Origin of the sequence: Alkaliflexus imshenetskii DSM 15055 (assembly GCF_000517065.1) — a bacterium.
In the GTDB taxonomy this organism is placed as follows: domain Bacteria; phylum Bacteroidota; class Bacteroidia; order Bacteroidales; family Marinilabiliaceae; genus Alkaliflexus; species Alkaliflexus imshenetskii.
On the sequence record NZ_KI912105.1, the window covers coordinates 1950746 to 1968243 of the forward strand.

General features: G+C 43.3%; 13 protein-coding genes. 9 read left to right on the forward strand and 4 right to left on the reverse strand.

The features are described from left to right. Positions 1 to 170: 170 nt before the first annotated feature. Positions 171 to 3650 (forward strand): PAS domain S-box protein, encoded by a 3480-nt coding sequence (locus tag ALKIM_RS0108090; protein ID WP_026474192.1) that lies wholly within the window; start codon positions 171 to 173, stop codon positions 3648 to 3650. A 31-nt stretch (positions 3651 to 3681) separates the two neighbouring features. On the opposite strand, the gene dxs is transcribed toward ALKIM_RS0108090, so the two are convergent. After that, positions 3682 to 5601 carry a 1-deoxy-D-xylulose-5-phosphate synthase gene (dxs, locus tag ALKIM_RS0108095; RefSeq protein WP_026474193.1) on the reverse strand — a complete coding sequence of 640 codons (1920 nt, stop codon included), beginning with the start codon at positions 5599 to 5601 and terminating at the stop codon, positions 3682 to 3684. 454 nt (positions 5602 to 6055) lie between these two features. On the opposite strand from dxs, the gene ALKIM_RS0108100 reads away from it, so the two are divergent. Next, complete coding sequence (locus ALKIM_RS0108100) at positions 6056 to 7090, forward strand: radical SAM/SPASM domain-containing protein (protein WP_052345485.1); 1035 nt, start codon at positions 6056 to 6058, stop codon at positions 7088 to 7090. Here the strand turns inward: ALKIM_RS0108100 and ALKIM_RS0108105 are convergent. Together ALKIM_RS0108105 and ALKIM_RS0108110 are read right to left on the reverse strand one after the other, a co-directional pair. Beyond that, positions 7087 to 8562 carry a potassium/proton antiporter gene (locus ALKIM_RS0108105; RefSeq protein WP_026474195.1) on the reverse strand — a complete coding sequence of 492 codons (1476 nt, stop codon included), beginning with the start codon at positions 8560 to 8562 and terminating at the stop codon, positions 7087 to 7089. The genes ALKIM_RS0108100 and ALKIM_RS0108105 overlap by 4 nt on opposite strands. A gap of 401 nt (positions 8563 to 8963) precedes the next feature. Next, entirely contained in the window at positions 8964 to 10514 is a 1551-nt protein-coding gene (locus tag ALKIM_RS0108110) for a glycine--tRNA ligase (protein ID WP_026474196.1), read from the reverse strand. A 390-nt stretch (positions 10515 to 10904) separates the two neighbouring features. Between ALKIM_RS0108110 and ALKIM_RS0108115 the strand changes: the two genes are divergently transcribed. Next, positions 10905 to 11306 carry a (deoxy)nucleoside triphosphate pyrophosphohydrolase gene (locus ALKIM_RS0108115; RefSeq protein WP_044117823.1) on the forward strand — a complete coding sequence of 134 codons (402 nt, stop codon included), beginning with the start codon at positions 10905 to 10907 and terminating at the stop codon, positions 11304 to 11306. An 11-nt stretch (positions 11307 to 11317) separates the two neighbouring features. Here the strand turns inward: ALKIM_RS0108115 and ALKIM_RS0108120 are convergent, their stop codons facing one another. Beyond that, entirely contained in the window at positions 11318 to 12508 is a 1191-nt protein-coding gene (locus ALKIM_RS0108120) for a M24 family metallopeptidase (protein ID WP_026474198.1), read from the reverse strand. Between the two features lie 234 nt (positions 12509 to 12742). Here ALKIM_RS0108120 and ALKIM_RS0108125 point away from each other — a divergent pair, with 234 nt between their 5' ends. From ALKIM_RS0108125 to ALKIM_RS0108145, 6 genes are all read left to right on the forward strand, one after another. Then, a complete protein-coding gene (locus ALKIM_RS0108125) occupies positions 12743 to 13534 on the forward strand; it encodes a PhzF family phenazine biosynthesis protein (protein ID WP_026474199.1) in 792 nt (263 codons plus the stop codon). Between the two features lie 24 nt (positions 13535 to 13558). Beyond that, positions 13559 to 13753, forward strand: coding sequence for a hypothetical protein (locus tag ALKIM_RS0108130; protein ID WP_026474200.1), 195 nt, complete (start codon positions 13559 to 13561; stop codon positions 13751 to 13753). Beyond that, complete coding sequence (locus ALKIM_RS0108135; protein WP_218916686.1) at positions 13750 to 14466, forward strand: hypothetical protein; 717 nt, start codon at positions 13750 to 13752, stop codon at positions 14464 to 14466. The genes ALKIM_RS0108130 and ALKIM_RS0108135 overlap by 4 nt, the downstream gene beginning before the upstream one ends. Before the next feature lie 166 nt (positions 14467 to 14632). Beyond that, on the forward strand, positions 14633 to 15223 hold the full coding sequence (locus ALKIM_RS0108140) for a transposase (RefSeq protein ID WP_044117824.1): 591 nt from the start codon (positions 14633 to 14635) through the stop codon (positions 15221 to 15223). Between the two features lie 167 nt (positions 15224 to 15390). Then, a complete protein-coding gene (locus ALKIM_RS19885; RefSeq protein WP_157363848.1) occupies positions 15391 to 15564 on the forward strand; it encodes a hypothetical protein in 174 nt (57 codons plus the stop codon). 349 nt (positions 15565 to 15913) lie between these two features. After that, on the forward strand, positions 15914 to 17398 hold the full coding sequence (locus ALKIM_RS0108145; protein WP_026474203.1) for a B12-binding domain-containing radical SAM protein: 1485 nt from the start codon (positions 15914 to 15916) through the stop codon (positions 17396 to 17398). Positions 17399 to 17498: the final 100 nt, after the last annotated feature.

Consider the following 17498-nt stretch of genomic DNA (forward strand, 5'->3'; position numbering starts at 1 on the left):
ATCATCAAAAAGACAATTGCTATTTTGACAATCTGCACTATATTGCAGGTAAGAATGAGTCTGTAAACCAAAATCAAGAAATAAAAATTATTGAGTTTTAGTTTAAAAAGATTTTTCCTGATAACCCAATTCGGACTAATCTTAAACATAATGTTTTCCGAATTTTACCGATGGAAATAAAGGACATAAACCATAACCCGGCCATTAATTCTGAGCTTATTGCCGAAAACAGGGCGTTGAAGCATTTGCTCAATAAGGTCTCTGGTATTTCGGTTTCAGATAATGGCCATGACTCCGCCGACTCACAGCTCTTTCTTCCCTTGTCCATTTCCAGCATATTGATGTCCGACACCCCTTTCCACAGTCGACTGGAATCTGTTTTACAACTACTTGGCGATTTTACCAATACCAGCAGGGTATATATATTTGAAAATGCTGCAAATGATCTGTTTTGCCGTAACACTTATGAATGGTGCAATAAAGATGTTACTCCGCAAATCGAACAGTTACAACATGTCTCCTATCATGAAGTTCCGTCGTGGATGCCGATGCTTAAGTCAAAAGGCAGCATTGAATCTGCAGACATAGTGAATGAGCTTCCGGAAGACATCGTTAACATGTTGGTTCCGCAGGAGATAAAATCCATCCTTGTGCTTCCCATCATCACCGCACAAAAAATTACAGGTTTTATTGGTTTTGACGAGTGCAAATTTCAGCGTAAGTGGTCCTCCATTGAGAAAGCGATTCTTGGTACCGTTTCACGACTCATAAGTAATGCATACCAACAACACAACTCCATTCGTCAGATCAGAAACAGTTTACAAATCCAGCAATTTCTCTTTGAGGTTTCTACCATTCTAAACCAAAAAAAATCAAACGAAGACCCACTCGTGAACATTTCCCGAAAAATGGTTGACTGCTGCAACCTTTCGGGTATCGCAATCTATGTATCGGACACAGGAGCCGAAAACGTTTTGAAAATGGCTGCCTGCGCTACAGCAGGTCAACTACAGATAAACTTCCCGGAACGTGTTGAAGTGCCTTACGATATGCCATCAGGCATAGTGAACCAGCCCGAATCGATTACCGCACTGCCTAAAGAGACGGCATTCCCCGATAAGAGTTGTCTGATGGCAGGCATCAGAAGCTTCAACGGCGTTGTGGGACTGCTGGTGATGTATTGGGACGACAGTTTAATGCCATTCCCGATGGACAATGCAATGATTGAGACCATCACAGGCATGTTAGCCGGCCATTTTGACCACAAAGAAACTGAAAAGCAAAACCTGATAAAACATCGGGAAATAATCAAAATAAACAAACTGCTCGCTGAAAAAGAGCACTTTCTGAATAGCCTCATACGCACCGCCCCCATTGGGATTATTCTGGTTAAAGACAGAATAATTCAATATGTAAACGACCATGTGGTTGAAGCATCCCTCTTCCCCAGAGATTTTCTGATTGGCCGCCATGCATCAGAATTCATGTCAGGCACCAATGCAATGCAGGAAGACATTGACAGATTCTATCACGAAATTATATCTCAAGGCGTTTCGGTAATAGACATGCGCCTTTCAAACCGAAATGGCAAACAGCTCTATTACCAGATAACAGGTACGCAAGCATCCGGTTTTAAAGAGGAGAACTATTTTCTCCTGATTGGACAGGATATGACACAGGTTAAACACATCGAAAACAGCCTGATTGAAAGCGAAGAGCGAAACCGCAAAATCATTGAAGCCAACATTGATGGGATATTCATCATAACTCGTAAGGGTAAATTGGTGTATGTGAATCAGGCCGGGTGTGAGCTTACTGGATATTATCGGGAGCAGCTTATGTCGACTGACCTGGCGTCTCTGTTTCCAACAAACAACGGTATAAAAGACTATCTGAAGCTGGTGCGCCAGATAAGGTCTGGAATCGACTACAGAGGCGATTTCCAGCTGCTGCACAAAAGCGGTTCTCTATTGTATGTTGAGATTCATGGCACGCTTGTGACCCTCGAAGGCGAGGATCATCTTTACTTTAGCCTTCATGACATTACCAGACGTAAACGCAATGAGGCGGCATTGGAACTCAGCGAGAAAAAGTTCAGAAGTCTGTCGGAAAACCTTCCTGACTGTGTTGCGCGAATAAACCTGAACGGATTGATAACATACAGCAACACCGTTTTTTCAAATATTTTTGGCCTTAATGCAGAAGGTTTCCACCGCGAAATAATGCATCTGGAAGAGTTACATCCCGATTTTGCCGATCGTATATTGTCATCGCTTGATTATGTGAGCCGCTCGAGGCGCATTGTACATCTTGAACTGGACTATTCACACAACGGAGAAGTGTTGACATTTGACTGGTCCCTATCGCCCGAGCTGGACGAAAACTGCAATTGCATCTCAATACTCGGCATTGGCAGAAACATCACCTCTCGGAAAAAAACCGAACAGGAACTGTTGCTGGCAAAAGAAAAAGCAGAAGCCGCCGATCGTCTGAAATCGGCCTTCCTTGCTAACATGAGTCACGAAATACGTACTCCGCTGAATGCCATCGTGGGCTTTTCAAACCTGCTGGGCGAAACAGATCCCGATAGTGCCGACCGCGAAGAGTTTGTCTCACTCATAAACAGAAGTGCCGACAACCTGATGGCACTTATCAATGACATCATCGACATCGCCAAAATAGAAAGCGGTCACATGGTGATTGAGAAAAAAGCTGTTGACATCATGGATTTGATGGATGGGGTATATAAAACATTCAACAAGAGAGTTGAAACCGAGTGCAATGGGCAGGTTAAACTTAACTACCGTGTTCCGCTATATACACCACAACAAGTGCTGGTTGATGCTGACCCTCTAAGACTACTGCAAATTTTCAACAACCTGCTGGATAACGCCATCAAATTTACACACAAAGGTCATATAGAACTCGGATTTGAACAGCCGGCCAACAATCGCCTGAAATTCTTTGTGCGCGATACCGGCATTGGCATCTCTTCGCAAAATCAAAATATGATTTTTGAGGCTTTCAGACAAGAGGAGGAAACACCATCGAAAAAATATGGTGGTACAGGTTTAGGTCTCACCATTTGTAAAAAACTCACCGAAGCAATGGGTGGCTCCATTGGTCTGATATCGGAAAAACAACAAGGTTCGGAGTTCTACTTTTATCTGAACCTGCACCCCTCTATGCTCTGTATTCCGGAAATTGTGGCACCTATTGCTGCAGAACCTACCGAACAGTTTTTACGTACCAACGGGACTTTGCCCAACTGGAACAACAAAATGCTGCTTTTAATTGATGACAACAGCAGCAATCACCTTCAACTCAAAAAGCAGCTGGAAAAGACGCGCATCACGCTTTTACTGGCACGCTCAGGCTCCACAGCACGACAGTTGCTGATGCAAAGAAATGACATTGATGCTGTGATATTAAGCCAAACGCTGCCTGATATGGCATCGCCCGGTCTGGTAAGCCAGCTGAGACAGGCCAACATACGTATTCCCATTATTGTGCAGGGAGTAGATATTAAGAATGAGGAGAAGCAGTTATTGATGCATGCCGGCGTAAATGATTGCTTGAACAAACCTGTGCAGGTACATGAGCTGATTCAGAAAATACAGCCCTATTTCAAGACTGAAAAAGTCAGATAATACAAATCTCTTTTAGTGAGTTGGTTGTAAACTACTCCTGAGTTGGTAATCCGACCATTTCCAAAGCCACATTTTTAATGTGGCGCATGTCCAGCCCCACTTCACGAAACAGTTCCATTTGTGAGCCATGCTCTACAAAACGGTCGGGAACGCCTAACCGCTTTACACGGCATTTGTAACCATTGTCGGCCATAAACTCAAGAACTGCACTGCCCATACCACCCACAACAGTGCCATCTTCGATGGTAATGACTGTTTCAAATGAGGAAAATAGTTCGTGCAGAAGGCTCTCATCCAAAGGCTTAACAAATCGCAAATCGTAATGAGCAGCAGAAACACCCAACTTCTCCAAATCGTCGCAAATCCGTTCTACTTTAGCGCCTATGGGGCCAATGGTTACAAAGGCGAGTCTGTTGCCTGACCGCAACTTCCGGCCTCGTCCCACTTCAATGGCAACAAACGACTTTTGCCAATCCACATGGCTACCTACGCCCCGCGGATATCGGATGGCAAAAGGCCCCATGTTTGGCTGTTGCGCTGTAAACATGAGATTGCGCAACTCAATTTCATCCATGGGAGAAGAGACAATCAAATTTGGAATTGTGCGCAAATAAGCTAAATCATAAACCCCATGGTGTGTAGCACCGTCGGCTCCCACCAAACCGCCCCGGTCGAGACAAAATACCACGTTCAGACCTTGCAATGCCACATCGTGCAACACCTGGTCGTAAGCACGCTGCATAAACGAAGAGTAGATATTACAGTAAGGAACCATTCCAGTGATGGCCAATCCTGCCGAGAAAGTTACAGCATGCTGTTCAGCAATACCCACATCAAACGCCCTGTCAGGCATTGCTTCCATCATGATATTCAGGCTGCAACCCGAAGGCATTGCCGGTGTAATACCCACAATTTTCTCGTTCATCCGGGCCAACTCGACTAATGTATGCCCGAAAACATCCTGAAAACGTGGTGGTTTAGGTACACCAGATGGTGCATCAATAAAATCGCCAGTCACTTTGTCGAATCGTCCGCCGGGAGCATGCCAGGTGGTTTGGTTCTCCTCCGCCAGTTTGAATCCTTTCCCTTTTTTGGTAATTACATGAAGAAGCTTGGGGCCTGGAATCTCCTTCAAATCGGTGAGGACATTGGTGAGATGGGTAATGTCATGACCATGCACAGGACCAAAATAGCGGATATTCATACCCTCAAACATATTGGTTTGGCGCGACAGAAGATTTTTGATACTGTTATTTACCTTTACAATCATCTCCTTTGCACGTGGGCCACCCAGTTTAATTTTTCCCAGACCACGGATAATCTCACGTCGCACCTTGTTATAGGTACGGCTGGTGGCAATGTCGGTGAGATACTCGCTCAACCCACCTACGTTAGGGTCGATGGCCATGTTGTTATCGTTCAGAATAACCAAAACATTGGCCTGAGTAGCTGCCAGGTTGTTAAGGCCTTCAAATGCGAGGCCGGCTGTCATGGCACCATCGCCAATAATGGCCACCACCTGTCTGTTCTGTATGCCCTGTTTTCTGAAAGCCACAGCCATGCCTAACGCTGCCGAAATAGACGTAGAGGAATGACCCACACCAAAAGCATCATATTCACTTTCAAAAATATTGGGAAAGCCGCTAATGCCTTTGTATTTTCGGTTTGTATGGAAATTGTCTCTGCGTCCGGTAAGAATTTTATGCCCATAAGCCTGGTGCCCAACATCCCAAACCAACTTATCGTTGGGGGTGTTAAACACATAATGCAGGGCAACTGTAAGTTCCACAACGCCCAAACTGGCACCAAAATGCGCCGGATTGCACGATACTGCGTCGATAATAAACTCACGAAGTTCGTGGCAAACCTGAGCAAGCTGCTCATTATCAAGCCTGCGTAAATCGTCAGGAGAATTTATCGTGTTTAATAAGGGGAAAAGGGCCTCTTCCATGCCTTTCAAAATCTTTTGAACGTTGATATGCAAATATAATACTTTGTTAACTTTGAGACCCTTTAAATCTCTCCTGAAATAACTCTAAATAGCAGATGTCTCATAAATCAGACAACAATATAATTCATTTAAACGAGAAAGAATAACAGCAGTTACATTTCGTTCCCAGTTTGTATTTTGCAGAAAAACTCCAGGTTTAGCAGCTATGAAATCATTTAACGCAGAAATAATGATTGTACTTGGGATAACGCAGCTGTTTGTTTTCAATGTTGCAATAGCCTGACCTTTTCTAATGAGAGGTTGTAAACGTAAGACAACGAAAAAGTATTTTGATTTTTATCCGGAATCTAAAACAAAACCGGATAAAAAGAGTTTATAAACACAGAATACTATCAATGATACCTGATTCTACGCGAAATGACCCGGTTATACCTAAACTAAATTAAACACTACAATGTGGTTCTCATATAGGCGTAAACTTAGTCACGGGCTGGTCTGTGCAAAAAAAGTCTCTTTTCCGGCATTGGTAAATGCCTTGCAGCTAATCTGGTCATTTTTCAGGTCACGATTATTAAAACGTCCGTTAATCAGTGGTTTTCCCTGGGCAATATCAATTGAGCCGTCGGGACTATGTAACCTTCAGTGCCCTGAATGCCCTGTGGGGGCGGGAGTGCTTACCAGAAAAGGGGGCATGATGGATTTGCAGCTTTTCAGGAAGATAGTTTCGGACAGCGGGCGACAATTGGCACATATAAACCTTTTCTTTCAGGGTGAGCCGATGTTGAATAACCACATAGCTCGGATGATATCGTATGCTCAGGCAAACGGTATTTACACATCCATGAGCACCAATGGCCACCATCTGAATGAAACCCGATGCATGGAACTAATTGGAGCAGGGTTAACCCGCATCATAATCTCTCTGGATGGCATCACCTGTGAATCCTATTCCACATATCGGAAAGGAGGAAACCTTAACAAAGTGCAGAATAGCATCAGAACCATTGTGGCAACACGAAAAAAACTAGGCTCCATAACGCCTTTTGTTACCGTTCAATTTTTAGTGTTTAAGCACAATGAACATGAGATACCAGAATTGATTGAGTGGTGCCGCTCTGAAGGCGTAGACAAGCTGGAACTGAAAACAGCACAATTCAACGAATTTGGACAGGGATTGGTGCAACCACCAACCAATAGTGCCTACTCGAGATACACGTTACAGCCGGATGGCTCATTGACCATTAAAGGAACCATGCGCAACCACTGCTCACGTCAATGGGGAACAGCTGTGGTGGCATGGGATGGCCGTGTTGCACCTTGTTGTTATGATAAAGATCTGGAATTTTCGCCAGGCGATGCCTCAAAAGAGTCGATTAAGGCCATTTGGCGTAACAGAAATATGGATCAATTCAGGCACAAAGTACTCAACAACCGCGCCTCAATAGAGATGTGTCGCAACTGTACCGAAGGGCGCAACATCCTTTTTTAGCTCTCCTCGCCCGTTATTACGGGGCATACCAGATTTAATGCTTTGGTAAGACTTTCAGCCGTTTCGGCCAAAATCATTAATTTATCACCCTTCATAATTTGCGTGTTGCCATTTGGCGTAATAAATTTCCCACTGCGATTTATCATTACAATAAGTGCCGTTTTGGGAAAATTTAATTCCAGAATTTTTCTTCCGGCTGCGGGGCTGTCATCCATTATATCTACCTCAATCAACTCCGACTTTACGCTATCTGAAAGCTCAATATCGGCAGGCGTGCGGCGGCGCAACTTAAGCGGCAGAGCTACGTGTAACCATTTTGAGACAAGTGGCAGTGAGGTTCCCTGAACCAATACAGAGATGATGGTAACAAAAAATACAAGATTAAAGATGGTGTGTGAACTATCAACGCCAATAAGCATAGGGTAAGTGGCAAAGACAATTGGTACGGCACCGCGTAAGCCTACCCAGGAAATAAACAAACGATCACGATTATACATCTTAAATACACTTAGCGAAAGCATCACAGCCACCGGACGGGCAATGAAAATCAGAAACAGCGAAACCAGAATGCCTGGTACCAATAAAGGAATCATCTCCGAAGGATAAACCAGCAGACCTAGCGTGAGAAAGAGAATTATCTGCATCAGCCATGCCACCCCATCAAAAAACTTCACCAAAGTTTTCTTATGTATAAGCTCTTTGTTTCCAAGAAAAACGCCACAAATATAAACCGCTAAAAAGCCGTTGCCATGCAAAAACTGCGTGGCCGAAAAAGTAAGAATCACAAGCGCCAGCGCCAAAACAGGATACAACCCATCATAATCCAGTTTGATTCGGTTTATCACCAACTGTCCAAATTTGCCCATTCCAAATCCCATAATGGCTCCAATTGAAAACTGCATAAAAAACAGCGGCACAATGGAGAGCAATGTTTTATCGGGAGATTGGATGATGGATATTATTGAGACCGTAAGAAAGTAAGCCATGGGATCGTTACTACCGCTTTCTAGTTCCAATGTAGGACGCAGTTGGCCTTTAAGGCTTACACTTTTGGAACGCAAGATTGAAAAAACGGCAGCCGCATCGGTTGACGAAACAATTGCACCCAGCAGAAACGCCTCCAGAAAAGTAAAGTGCGTAAAATACCAAACCACCAAAGCCACCAAACCAGCTGTTAACACAACGCCTACCGTTGATAGCATCACCCCTTTGCCTATAACAGGCCGAATACTCTTCCAGCTCGTATCAAACCCTCCGGAAAACAATATATAGTTGAGCGCTATGATACCAATAAACTGCGCGCGCTCGGGATCATCAAATGGAATTTTACCGAAACCTTCACTCCCCGCGAGCATACCGATAATTAAAAACAACAACAAAGTGGGAATACCCAACCGATAGGAGGTTTTGCCCGCCAAAATACTCACAAGTAGCAAGAGTGATACAATGAGAAGGATGTGATCTATGCCCATGATATTATATCTCTGTATAATTCAGAATTAAAAACTGATATGAACGAATGAACTACAAATAAAAAATGCCGCTTCTGGCTCACAAAACCGACATTCTGATTGTTCAGCAAAATGCTGAACAATCACTAACGCAAAAAGCATTACTCGGGTTCACAACGAAAAAAGGCGTGTGCATGTAAAGATACAAAGTTTTTCTTAGCATTGGGCTCATCCCAAGAGTTGTATCGGCTATGATCAACCGCGATTTTCTAATTTGGACGAACTGCAATGATCCAGATGATGGCTAGATTGAATGTGTGATACCACCCGAAAAAAGGTTGCGTTGGCGCAATTAAAGGCACAATAAAAAACACGCAGCGACTGATGCACTGCGTGGTTCTATTTGTGATTATAGCAAGTGATTATAGCTTTTTAAACAGCTCGGTCATGCTCACCTTATCTGAGATTATGCCTTTGAGAGCAGATATGCTCACACGCTCCTGCGTCATGGTGTCGCGGTAACGGATGGTCACTGTTTGATCCTCGAGTGATTGGTGGTCGATGGTGATACAGAAAGGTGTGCCAATCGCATCCTGGCGACGATAGCGCTTGCCAATGGAGTCTTTCTCATCGTACTGACAGTTAAAGTGGAACTTCAGGTCGTTGACAATTTCGCGGGCCATTTCGGGCAAACCATCCTTTTTCACGAGTGGCAACACCGCAAGTTTTACGGGAGCCAACACCGGTGGCAGTTTTAATACCACGCGCGACTCTTTGGCACCATCTTTACCTTCCACCTCTTCTTCGCAATAAGCTCCGGCCATGATGCTCAGGAACATACGGTCTACACCAATGGACGTCTCAACCACGTAGGGCACATAACTCTCGCCCTTTTCAGGGTCAAAATAAGTGATTTTCTTTCCGGAGTATTGCTGATGCTGCGACAAGTCGAAATCGGTACGCGAGTGAATACCCTCTACCTCCTTGAAGCCAAATGGCATTTCGTACTCAATATCGGTGGCAGCATTGGCGTAGTGCGCCAGTTTGTCGTGATCGTGGAAACGGTATTTGTGGTCGCCCATACCCATAGACTTGTGCCATTTCATGCGCATCTCCTTCCACTTCTCAAACCACTCCAGCTCTTCGCCGGGAGCCACAAAGAATTGCATCTCCATCTGCTCAAACTCTCGCATACGGAAAATAAACTGACGGGCCACAATCTCATTACGGAAAGCCTTTCCAATTTGGGCGATTCCAAAAGGAATCTTCATGCGGCCGGTCTTCTGCACGTTGAGGAAATTGACAAAAATACCCTGTGCCGTTTCGGGACGAAGAAATACCTTTAGTGCCCCATCAGCAGTAGAACCCATTTCGGTTGAAAACATCAGGTTGAACTGACGCACATCGGTCCAGTTTTTGGTTCCAGAAATGGGGCAAACCACTTCATTGTCCACAATAATCTGACGTAGTTCATCCAGGTTATTGTCGTTAAGCGCTTTCACAAACCGCTCGTGAATTTCCTGCTTCTTAGCCAGGTTTTCGAGTACGCGAGGATTTGTTGCACGGAACATGGCTTCGTCAAAGCTGTCGCCAAATCGTTTGGCAGCTTTTTCCACTTCCTTGTCCATTTTTGCATCATACTTGGCCATCAAATCTTCGATAAGCACATCCGCACGATAGCGCTTTTTGCTGTCTTTGTTATCGATGAGGGGATCGTTAAACGCATCCACATGACCGGAAGCTTTCCACACGGTGGGGTGCATAAAAATAGCGGAGTCAAGTCCCACCACATTGTCGTGCAGCAAAACCATTGAGTCCCACCAGTATTTCTTGATGTTATTTTTCAGCTCTACACCATATTGCCCGTAGTCGTAAACCGCGCCAAGGCCATCATATATTTCACTACTCTGAAATACAAACCCATACTCTTTACAATGGGCAACCAGCTTCTTAAACACATCTTCCTGAGCCATAATGCAATTCTTTTAAACTTTATATTTATTCGATTATTTCTGATAAAGGCCGTTAAATTACTCAGACGGGCAATCCAAAATTCGGAACGCTTTGATTCAAAAGCCACAAAAATAATCCAAAAAATCAGTTTTATAGCAAATTAAGCGGGAATTGTTTATTTACCTTAATTAAACGCAACATCACGACAGGTTCGGATATTATTTCTAAAAGTCAGGTGCTGATTAACAATTCAGCGATAGCGATTCCGTTTATGTAAAAACAGACTGAAAAGCTGTATTTACACCGATTCGCAACACTCCATCCTGCCAAACCGCATTCGGTTTTATTTATGATGTAACCGGATTTTAGTAATTTTAGCCGGAATGTATCACACATAATCTCCCATACCCATGTCAGAAAGAGTTCCAATCCGAGTTACCTGTGCCATCATCAAAATTGAAGGCAAATATCTGGTTACACAACGCAGCAGCCAAATGCAGCAGCCTCTGAAATGGGAGTTTCCAGGTGGTAAAATAGAAAACGGCGAGGACGAAACTGAATGTATCCTACGCGAAATACGCGAAGAACTGAACATCTGCATTAGGGTGACGGGACGGTTGACACCTGTTACCCAACACTATGCCAATATTTCAATCACCCTCATTCCTTTTTTAGCAGAATATGTGTCAGAAGACATCATGCTTGCGGAACATTGCTGCTACCAGCTCATTGAAAAATCTGAATTGATGCAGTTTAATTGGACCGATGCCGACATTCCCATTGTGGCGGAACTGATGCAATCTGAATTTTAGCCACCCAACTATTATACCAGCATCATGCCCGGATGATGACCTGTGAGGCAACGTCCGCCGGCCGGAGTAACCACAAATGTGTTTTCGATGCCCACCATACCAATGCCTTTGATGCCTTTTTTTGGTTCCACGGCCAATACCACGTTCTCTTGCAAAGGCTCATTAAAACCTTTAGCCAACACAGGTATCTCATCAACCGTTAATCCGATGCCGTGCCCAAGAAACTTAACCTGCCGTTTGCCAAAGCCCATGAAATTTTCCAGAAAATCTGGCTTTAATTCGCCCATCACGGTGTCATAAATATCTGCGGGAATGTTACCCGGCTTGAGCATTTCAGCAATTCGGTTTTGGATATCGACACACTGGTGGTGAATCTCCAGCACTTCAGCGGGCAGTTCGCGACCAAACATATAGGTCATGGTTTTATCAGTGTGATAGCCGTTAACAGCCAGTCCCATGTCCAGAAATACAAGGTCGCCTTTTCTCAATTTGTGATAGCGACTACCAAGTCCTGGCATGGCAGGGTTCATGCCAAAATTACCTCCGGGGCCATTGAAACTGGTTGGGTATATCGAACTTTCGCCAAAACCGATTTGACCTACCACCATCTCGGTATCAAACATATTGAAGCGTGCCGTTCCCATGTGCCCCTCTTCCAACATCACCTTATATACTTCAGCGGCAAAATCCAGTTCAGTCATTCCTTCGCGCAACAACTGGGGCACGCGTTCCTCCATCACCCGGCGGTGAATGATGCCCGCTTCCTCCATAAACCGCATTTCCCACTCGCTCTTAACCGAGCGAATCTGGCCAATTTGAGAATCGAGTGACTGAACGCCTGAAAAGGGAAAACTCTTTTGAAGCCGCTGGTACATGGCCATAGGCACAAATTCTGTTTCAAGATATACATTGCCTGAGAAGGGCGGATAGGCAGCAGCCACATCCCGATAACTCTCCATAGGCCGGATATCTGAAAACAAGGACTCATTGAGTGTACGTTCAAGGCTTCGCTTCACCCACAAAGTGGCATCTCCTGTTCTGGTTATCAGCAGAAGTCCTTCAGGCATGGAACCGGTAAAATAGAGCAAGTTGACTTTGCTAAAAATCAACGCGGTTTCCCATTGGGGATTCTCCATATCCATCTGTTTGCGGAATCGTTCCATCCGCCCGTGTAATTCTGATGCCGGTACCTGATTGTTCATAGTGGTTTATATATCTACAAATTGCTATATATGTCAATTTGGCTGGAAAACTATTTCATTAACAAAAAATTATCGAACCAGTTAACCTGGAAATAAAACCATCAAAAATAGGGTTTTATTGATGAAAAATAGCCCATACAACTCAAATCTGCATGCAAATGTCTGCAATTCCATCTGACAAACATTTGTAATTGCAAGAAAAACACTATTTTCGGGGTAGTATCGCCAACCCTTATGAAAAAACTCAAACTTTACCAGGTAGATGCCTTTACGGATCGCCTGTTTGCGGGTAATCCTGCGGCCGTTTGCATTCTTGACGAATGGCTGGACGAGGCCATGATGCAAAATATCAGCGCCGAAAACAACCTGGCCGAGACAGCCTTCATTGTGCCTCGACATGAATATTGTGAAATTCGTTGGTTTACCCCCACCATTGAGGTGGATTTATGTGGTCACGCTACTTTGGCTTCGGCTCATGTGTTGCTGAATATTCTCAATCCTGAAAAATCGGCCATCCAATTTATAGCTCCACGAGCCGGCACTCTCTTTGTTACACAAGAAAACGACATCCTCTATCTTGATTTTCCAACAGACACGCTTCGTGAATGCAACATCTATACCCATATAGAAGAGTGTATTGGCCAAAGGGTGAAACGCATCTATAAAGGCAAAACCGATTACATTGCCCTCCTTGGCAACGAAAAAGATGTGCTGGCGGTAGAGCCAAACCTTCAGGAAATTGCAAAACTTCAGGCTCGTGGCCTCATCGTCACAGCGGCAGGCAACGATGTTGATTTTGTGTCGCGCTTCTTTGCGCCCCAGTCGGGCATCGATGAAGACCCGGTAACGGGCTCGGCCCACACCTCACTGATTCCACTATGGGCAGGTATCCTAAACAAAAAAGAGATGACAGCCCTCCAACTTTCAAAGCGAGGGGGCAAACTGCTGTGTGTAGACAATGGCGACCGCTGTCTGATAGGTGGCAATGCACGTTTGTACCTGACAGGTGAAATATATATTGATTGAAAACCAAACCATTTACCCAAACCCATGAAACCCATCATATCGTTCGAAAAAATCATTATCTGTATCATCCTGTCAATTGGACTTTTGGGAGGCGTGGCACTAATATTCCTGAAAATACCGCCCATTATCCCTTCCATCTTTATTGCCATGGCTATTTCCACCCTGGTGTTTTATTTTTTGGGAGGCATCGAAATTCATATTTCGACATGGGGCCGGTGAAACTGAGTGGCAGTATTGCAGCCCTTATTGGGAGTGCCTTTTTTATTAACTGGCAACTGTCGGGACAACAAACCAACCCTGAGGGCACACTCTTTATAAATCCACAACTGTATGCAATAAATAACGATGGCAATAAACTAGGGAAAATTACAGTTCGTACCATACAACTTATCGAGGATAATCAACTGTTTGTGAACGACTCCGTGCTATTTGGACAACTCGACTTGCGAGGACTAAAACTGAACAGCCAATTTGATGTCAATTCCAGACAGGAGTTTAAGCTGGGAGAGATTACACCACAAAACCTCAAGGAAATAGGGCTTTTTAACGAGTTGAAATCCGAAAAATATCTGGAAGTAACCTACAATATGGAACTGGGGCAGAACCTAACGACTACCATCAGTTATGGCGATTCACGGCTTTTCAGAGAACAGTACGAGGGGCAATACGAAGACCTCCCGTTCGCAGTAAATCCGGTAGTGATATCGGGACGTGACCGTGGTAATGGCCTACGAACCATGGTGACCCAAAAAGGAACTGCTGCCGCACATATCACCGATGTGCCTCTGGCCAGTGGGCAAAATATCCTGATAGACCACCTCGACGATTACATCTATCTTGTTAGAACCCGAAGTGCCAACACCAGCGATAATTCCCGCCCCTATTTTGTACAATATCAAATTATCGGGCTGGGCAGAGGGGTAAAGCGATAATAGGCATACCTACTTTCCTCCCAATAATCAGTCGCACTAAAATGCATCTTGGTGCTTAAAAGTTACGAACTAGGAAAGCTTAGAATGACAGTGCATCAATGAAAAATCGACTGCAAAATGATGCATCGCATCAACTACCATTTTGAAAAAAGAAACGCACCCAATAATGACCGAAAAATTCCAAAATAAATACCGCATTCCGTCTGCACGTTTGCAAAATTGGGATTATCGATGGGATGGTGCATATTTTATAACCATCTGTACCCAAAACAGAAAGTGTTGTTTTGGTGAAATTGAAAATGGAAAAATGATTTTGTCGGAAATTGGGAAAATTGTTGAAACCGAATGGTTAAAAACAACCGATTTACGGCCCGATATGAATTTACAATTGGATGCATATGTAATAATGCCCAATCATTTTCATGCCATCATTATTATTGGAAAAAATGATTACAATAATAAACGGGGGGTGGAACGTAGAGACGCAATACATTGCGTCTCTACTACCGATACAACCACCACAACCAACAAACCAACAAAAAATCAATTTGGGCCACAATCAAAAAATTTGGCATCAATCATCCGTGGTTTTAAAACAGGTGTTACAATTAATGCCCGGAAATTATATCCCAATTTTGCATGGCAACCGAGGTTCCATGACCACATTATTCGTGATAACGATTCATTTAAAAGAATACAAACGTATATTCTGGAAAACCCCATAAAATGGGGAAATGATAAATTTTATAACCGATAAATACTTCCACTAAAAGTTGACATTTCAGCCGAAATGGCAGAATAGGGCAGATTATGGAATGCCGAAAATTGCCACATACACACAAAAGGTAGAATGTAGTCATGATGGGCGCAACCTTTATTGAAAAACGTTGGTATAAAATTCATCTGTGAAAAGATATTGACATTTTGCAAAAAGGAACCGGTCGGCTAAAGCAACCAAAAGAATTGTCATTTAAAAAAGATATGATGGAATACTTTTCCGATTACGCTGCCTTGGTAGAGAAGATAGAGAACAGGGAACTTCGCGCAAGGGATATAAAAACCATTGTACGCTTTTACAATTCAAATTGCTACGATTAATAGTATAAGGCAGGTCGGCTTGCCTCATTTAGGTTACAATATGACATCAACAAGGGTTTGATTGCTTTGAAGCCCGAAAAGAGATGTGCCAAACTCAAATGTAATTAAAACTGTTCCGAACTACGTTTAGGCCTGATAGCATAATAAGTTAAACAAATGATGTTGCCCGTTGGAATTCCCCTACATACGTTGCCAGACGCCAAACAACTAATAAACCACTGGTTATCAACGTGTGAATGATGTAACTATTGAATATAAAGATGTAATGCTTTCGCATAAAGTTGGGCTTAACTTACCTTAAATATTCCCATTGATTTAAATACGGAATACCATCAACCAACTATGCGACATGAAGGTGTTACTTATATATCCGAAGTATCCTGACTCATTTTGGAGTTTTACCCACGTGCTGCCATTTATCAAAAAAAAAGCGGCTGTTCCACCTCTGGGGTTGATTACCGTCTCGGCAATGCTGCCTGCCACATGGCAAAAAAAAATGATAGATTTGAATGTGACCCCACTTCAGTCATTTGACATTATCTGGGCTGACTATGTATTTATCAGTGCCATGTACATTCAAAAAGAATCTGTAATCAAAATTATTGGTGAATGCCAAAAACACGAAACCAAAATTGTTGCAGGAGGTCCTTTGTTTACTCAGGAATACATGGATTATCCTCAGATAGACCATTTCGTATTGAATGAAGCAGAAATTACACTGCCGCTATTTCTAGAAGATCTTAGCTCGGGGAAAACGCCTGAAAGAATTTACCAAACCAAAGAGTTCCCTTCGCTTAATAGAACACCAGTACCCGATTATCACCTGCTCTCGCAAAAGGATTATGTTTTCATGAACATCCAGGTGTCTCGCGGATGTCCCTATTCTTGTGATTTCTGCGAGATTACCACCCTGTTGGGAAATAAAGTGCGCATGAAAGAAACACGGATGGTTCTTAAAGAGATGGAGGCATTATATGATTTGAATTGGCGAGGGCCTGTTCTTATTGTGGATGATAACTTTATAGGAAACAAACATGTCGTTAAAAATGAACTGCTCCCGGCAATGAAAAAGTGGATGGTTGCTCATAAATATCCATTTACCTTCAATACCGAAACATCGATAAATCTTGCGGATGATGAAGAACTCCTGAACCTAATGGTTGAGACTGGCTTTAAATCCACTTTCGTAGGTATCGAAACACCGGAAGAAATGGCACTGCAAGAGTGTAATAAAAACCAAAATAAAAACCGTGACCTACTCGAGAGCGTGAAAACCATCCAAAGAGCAGGTATGCAGGTCTCAGGAGGTTTTATTGTGGGATTCGACAGCGATACGCCATCAGTTTTTCAAAGGCAAGTTGATTTCATACAGCAAAGCGGTATCGTTTCAGCAATGGTAGGATTGTTAAATGCGCCTAAAAACACGCAGCTTTATAAACGTATGGAAGCCGAAAACAGGTTGACAAAAAATGCAACCGGTAACAACACCGACAGTTCAATGAATTTCATACCTAAAATGAACTATCACGATTTGTTGGCGGGCTATCATAAAATAATACATGACATCTATGATGCAAAACCTTTCTATAACAGAATTCGGCAATGTTTAATCAACTATCGCAAGCCTGGCGTGGCGTACAGAAAAAAAGAATATAAGTACGTTAAAGGATTCGTTAAATCGGTGTTAATACTGGGTTTTGTAGATAAAGGCAGGTTAGAGTACTGGAAATTGCTGATGTGGATTCTGATTAAAAAACCTCAGCATTTAATTGACGCCCTTGTTTTCACTGTATATGGCTACCATTTTAGAACTGTATATGGATTACGTACCTAAATGAAAGTAACATGTCAGTACTTTTTAAAATATGTTGACTTGAAGCCTGCCATCCACAGATTTAAAAAACAGCACAGAATGGCCTTCGCAACAATGTTGA

What these genes read in the sequence shown, in the direction of transcription:
- ALKIM_RS0108110 (WP_026474196.1), bottom strand. Translation starts at nt 10,514, where the DNA reads ATGGCTCAGGAAGATGTGTTTAAGAAGCTGGTTGCCCATTGTAAAGAG.
- ALKIM_RS0108120 (WP_026474198.1), bottom strand. Translation starts at nt 12,508, where the DNA reads ATGAACAATCAGGTACCGGCATCAGAATTACACGGGCGGATGGAACGA.
- ALKIM_RS0108105 (WP_026474195.1), bottom strand. Translation starts at nt 8,562, where the DNA reads ATGGGCATAGATCACATCCTTCTCATTGTATCACTCTTGCTACTTGTG.
- ALKIM_RS0108145 (WP_026474203.1), top strand. Translation starts at nt 15,914, where the DNA reads ATGAAGGTGTTACTTATATATCCGAAGTATCCTGACTCATTTTGGAGT.
- ALKIM_RS0108115 (WP_044117823.1), top strand. Translation starts at nt 10,905, where the DNA reads ATGTCAGAAAGAGTTCCAATCCGAGTTACCTGTGCCATCATCAAAATT.
- ALKIM_RS0108140 (WP_044117824.1), top strand. Translation starts at nt 14,633, where the DNA reads ATGACCGAAAAATTCCAAAATAAATACCGCATTCCGTCTGCACGTTTG.
- ALKIM_RS0108125 (WP_026474199.1), top strand. Translation starts at nt 12,743, where the DNA reads ATGAAAAAACTCAAACTTTACCAGGTAGATGCCTTTACGGATCGCCTG.
- ALKIM_RS0108100 (WP_052345485.1), top strand. Translation starts at nt 6,056, where the DNA reads ATGTGGTTCTCATATAGGCGTAAACTTAGTCACGGGCTGGTCTGTGCA.
- ALKIM_RS0108130 (WP_026474200.1), top strand. Translation starts at nt 13,559, where the DNA reads ATGAAACCCATCATATCGTTCGAAAAAATCATTATCTGTATCATCCTG.
- dxs (WP_026474193.1), bottom strand. Translation starts at nt 5,601, where the DNA reads ATGGAAGAGGCCCTTTTCCCCTTATTAAACACGATAAATTCTCCTGAC.
- ALKIM_RS0108090 (WP_026474192.1), top strand. Translation starts at nt 171, where the DNA reads ATGGAAATAAAGGACATAAACCATAACCCGGCCATTAATTCTGAGCTT.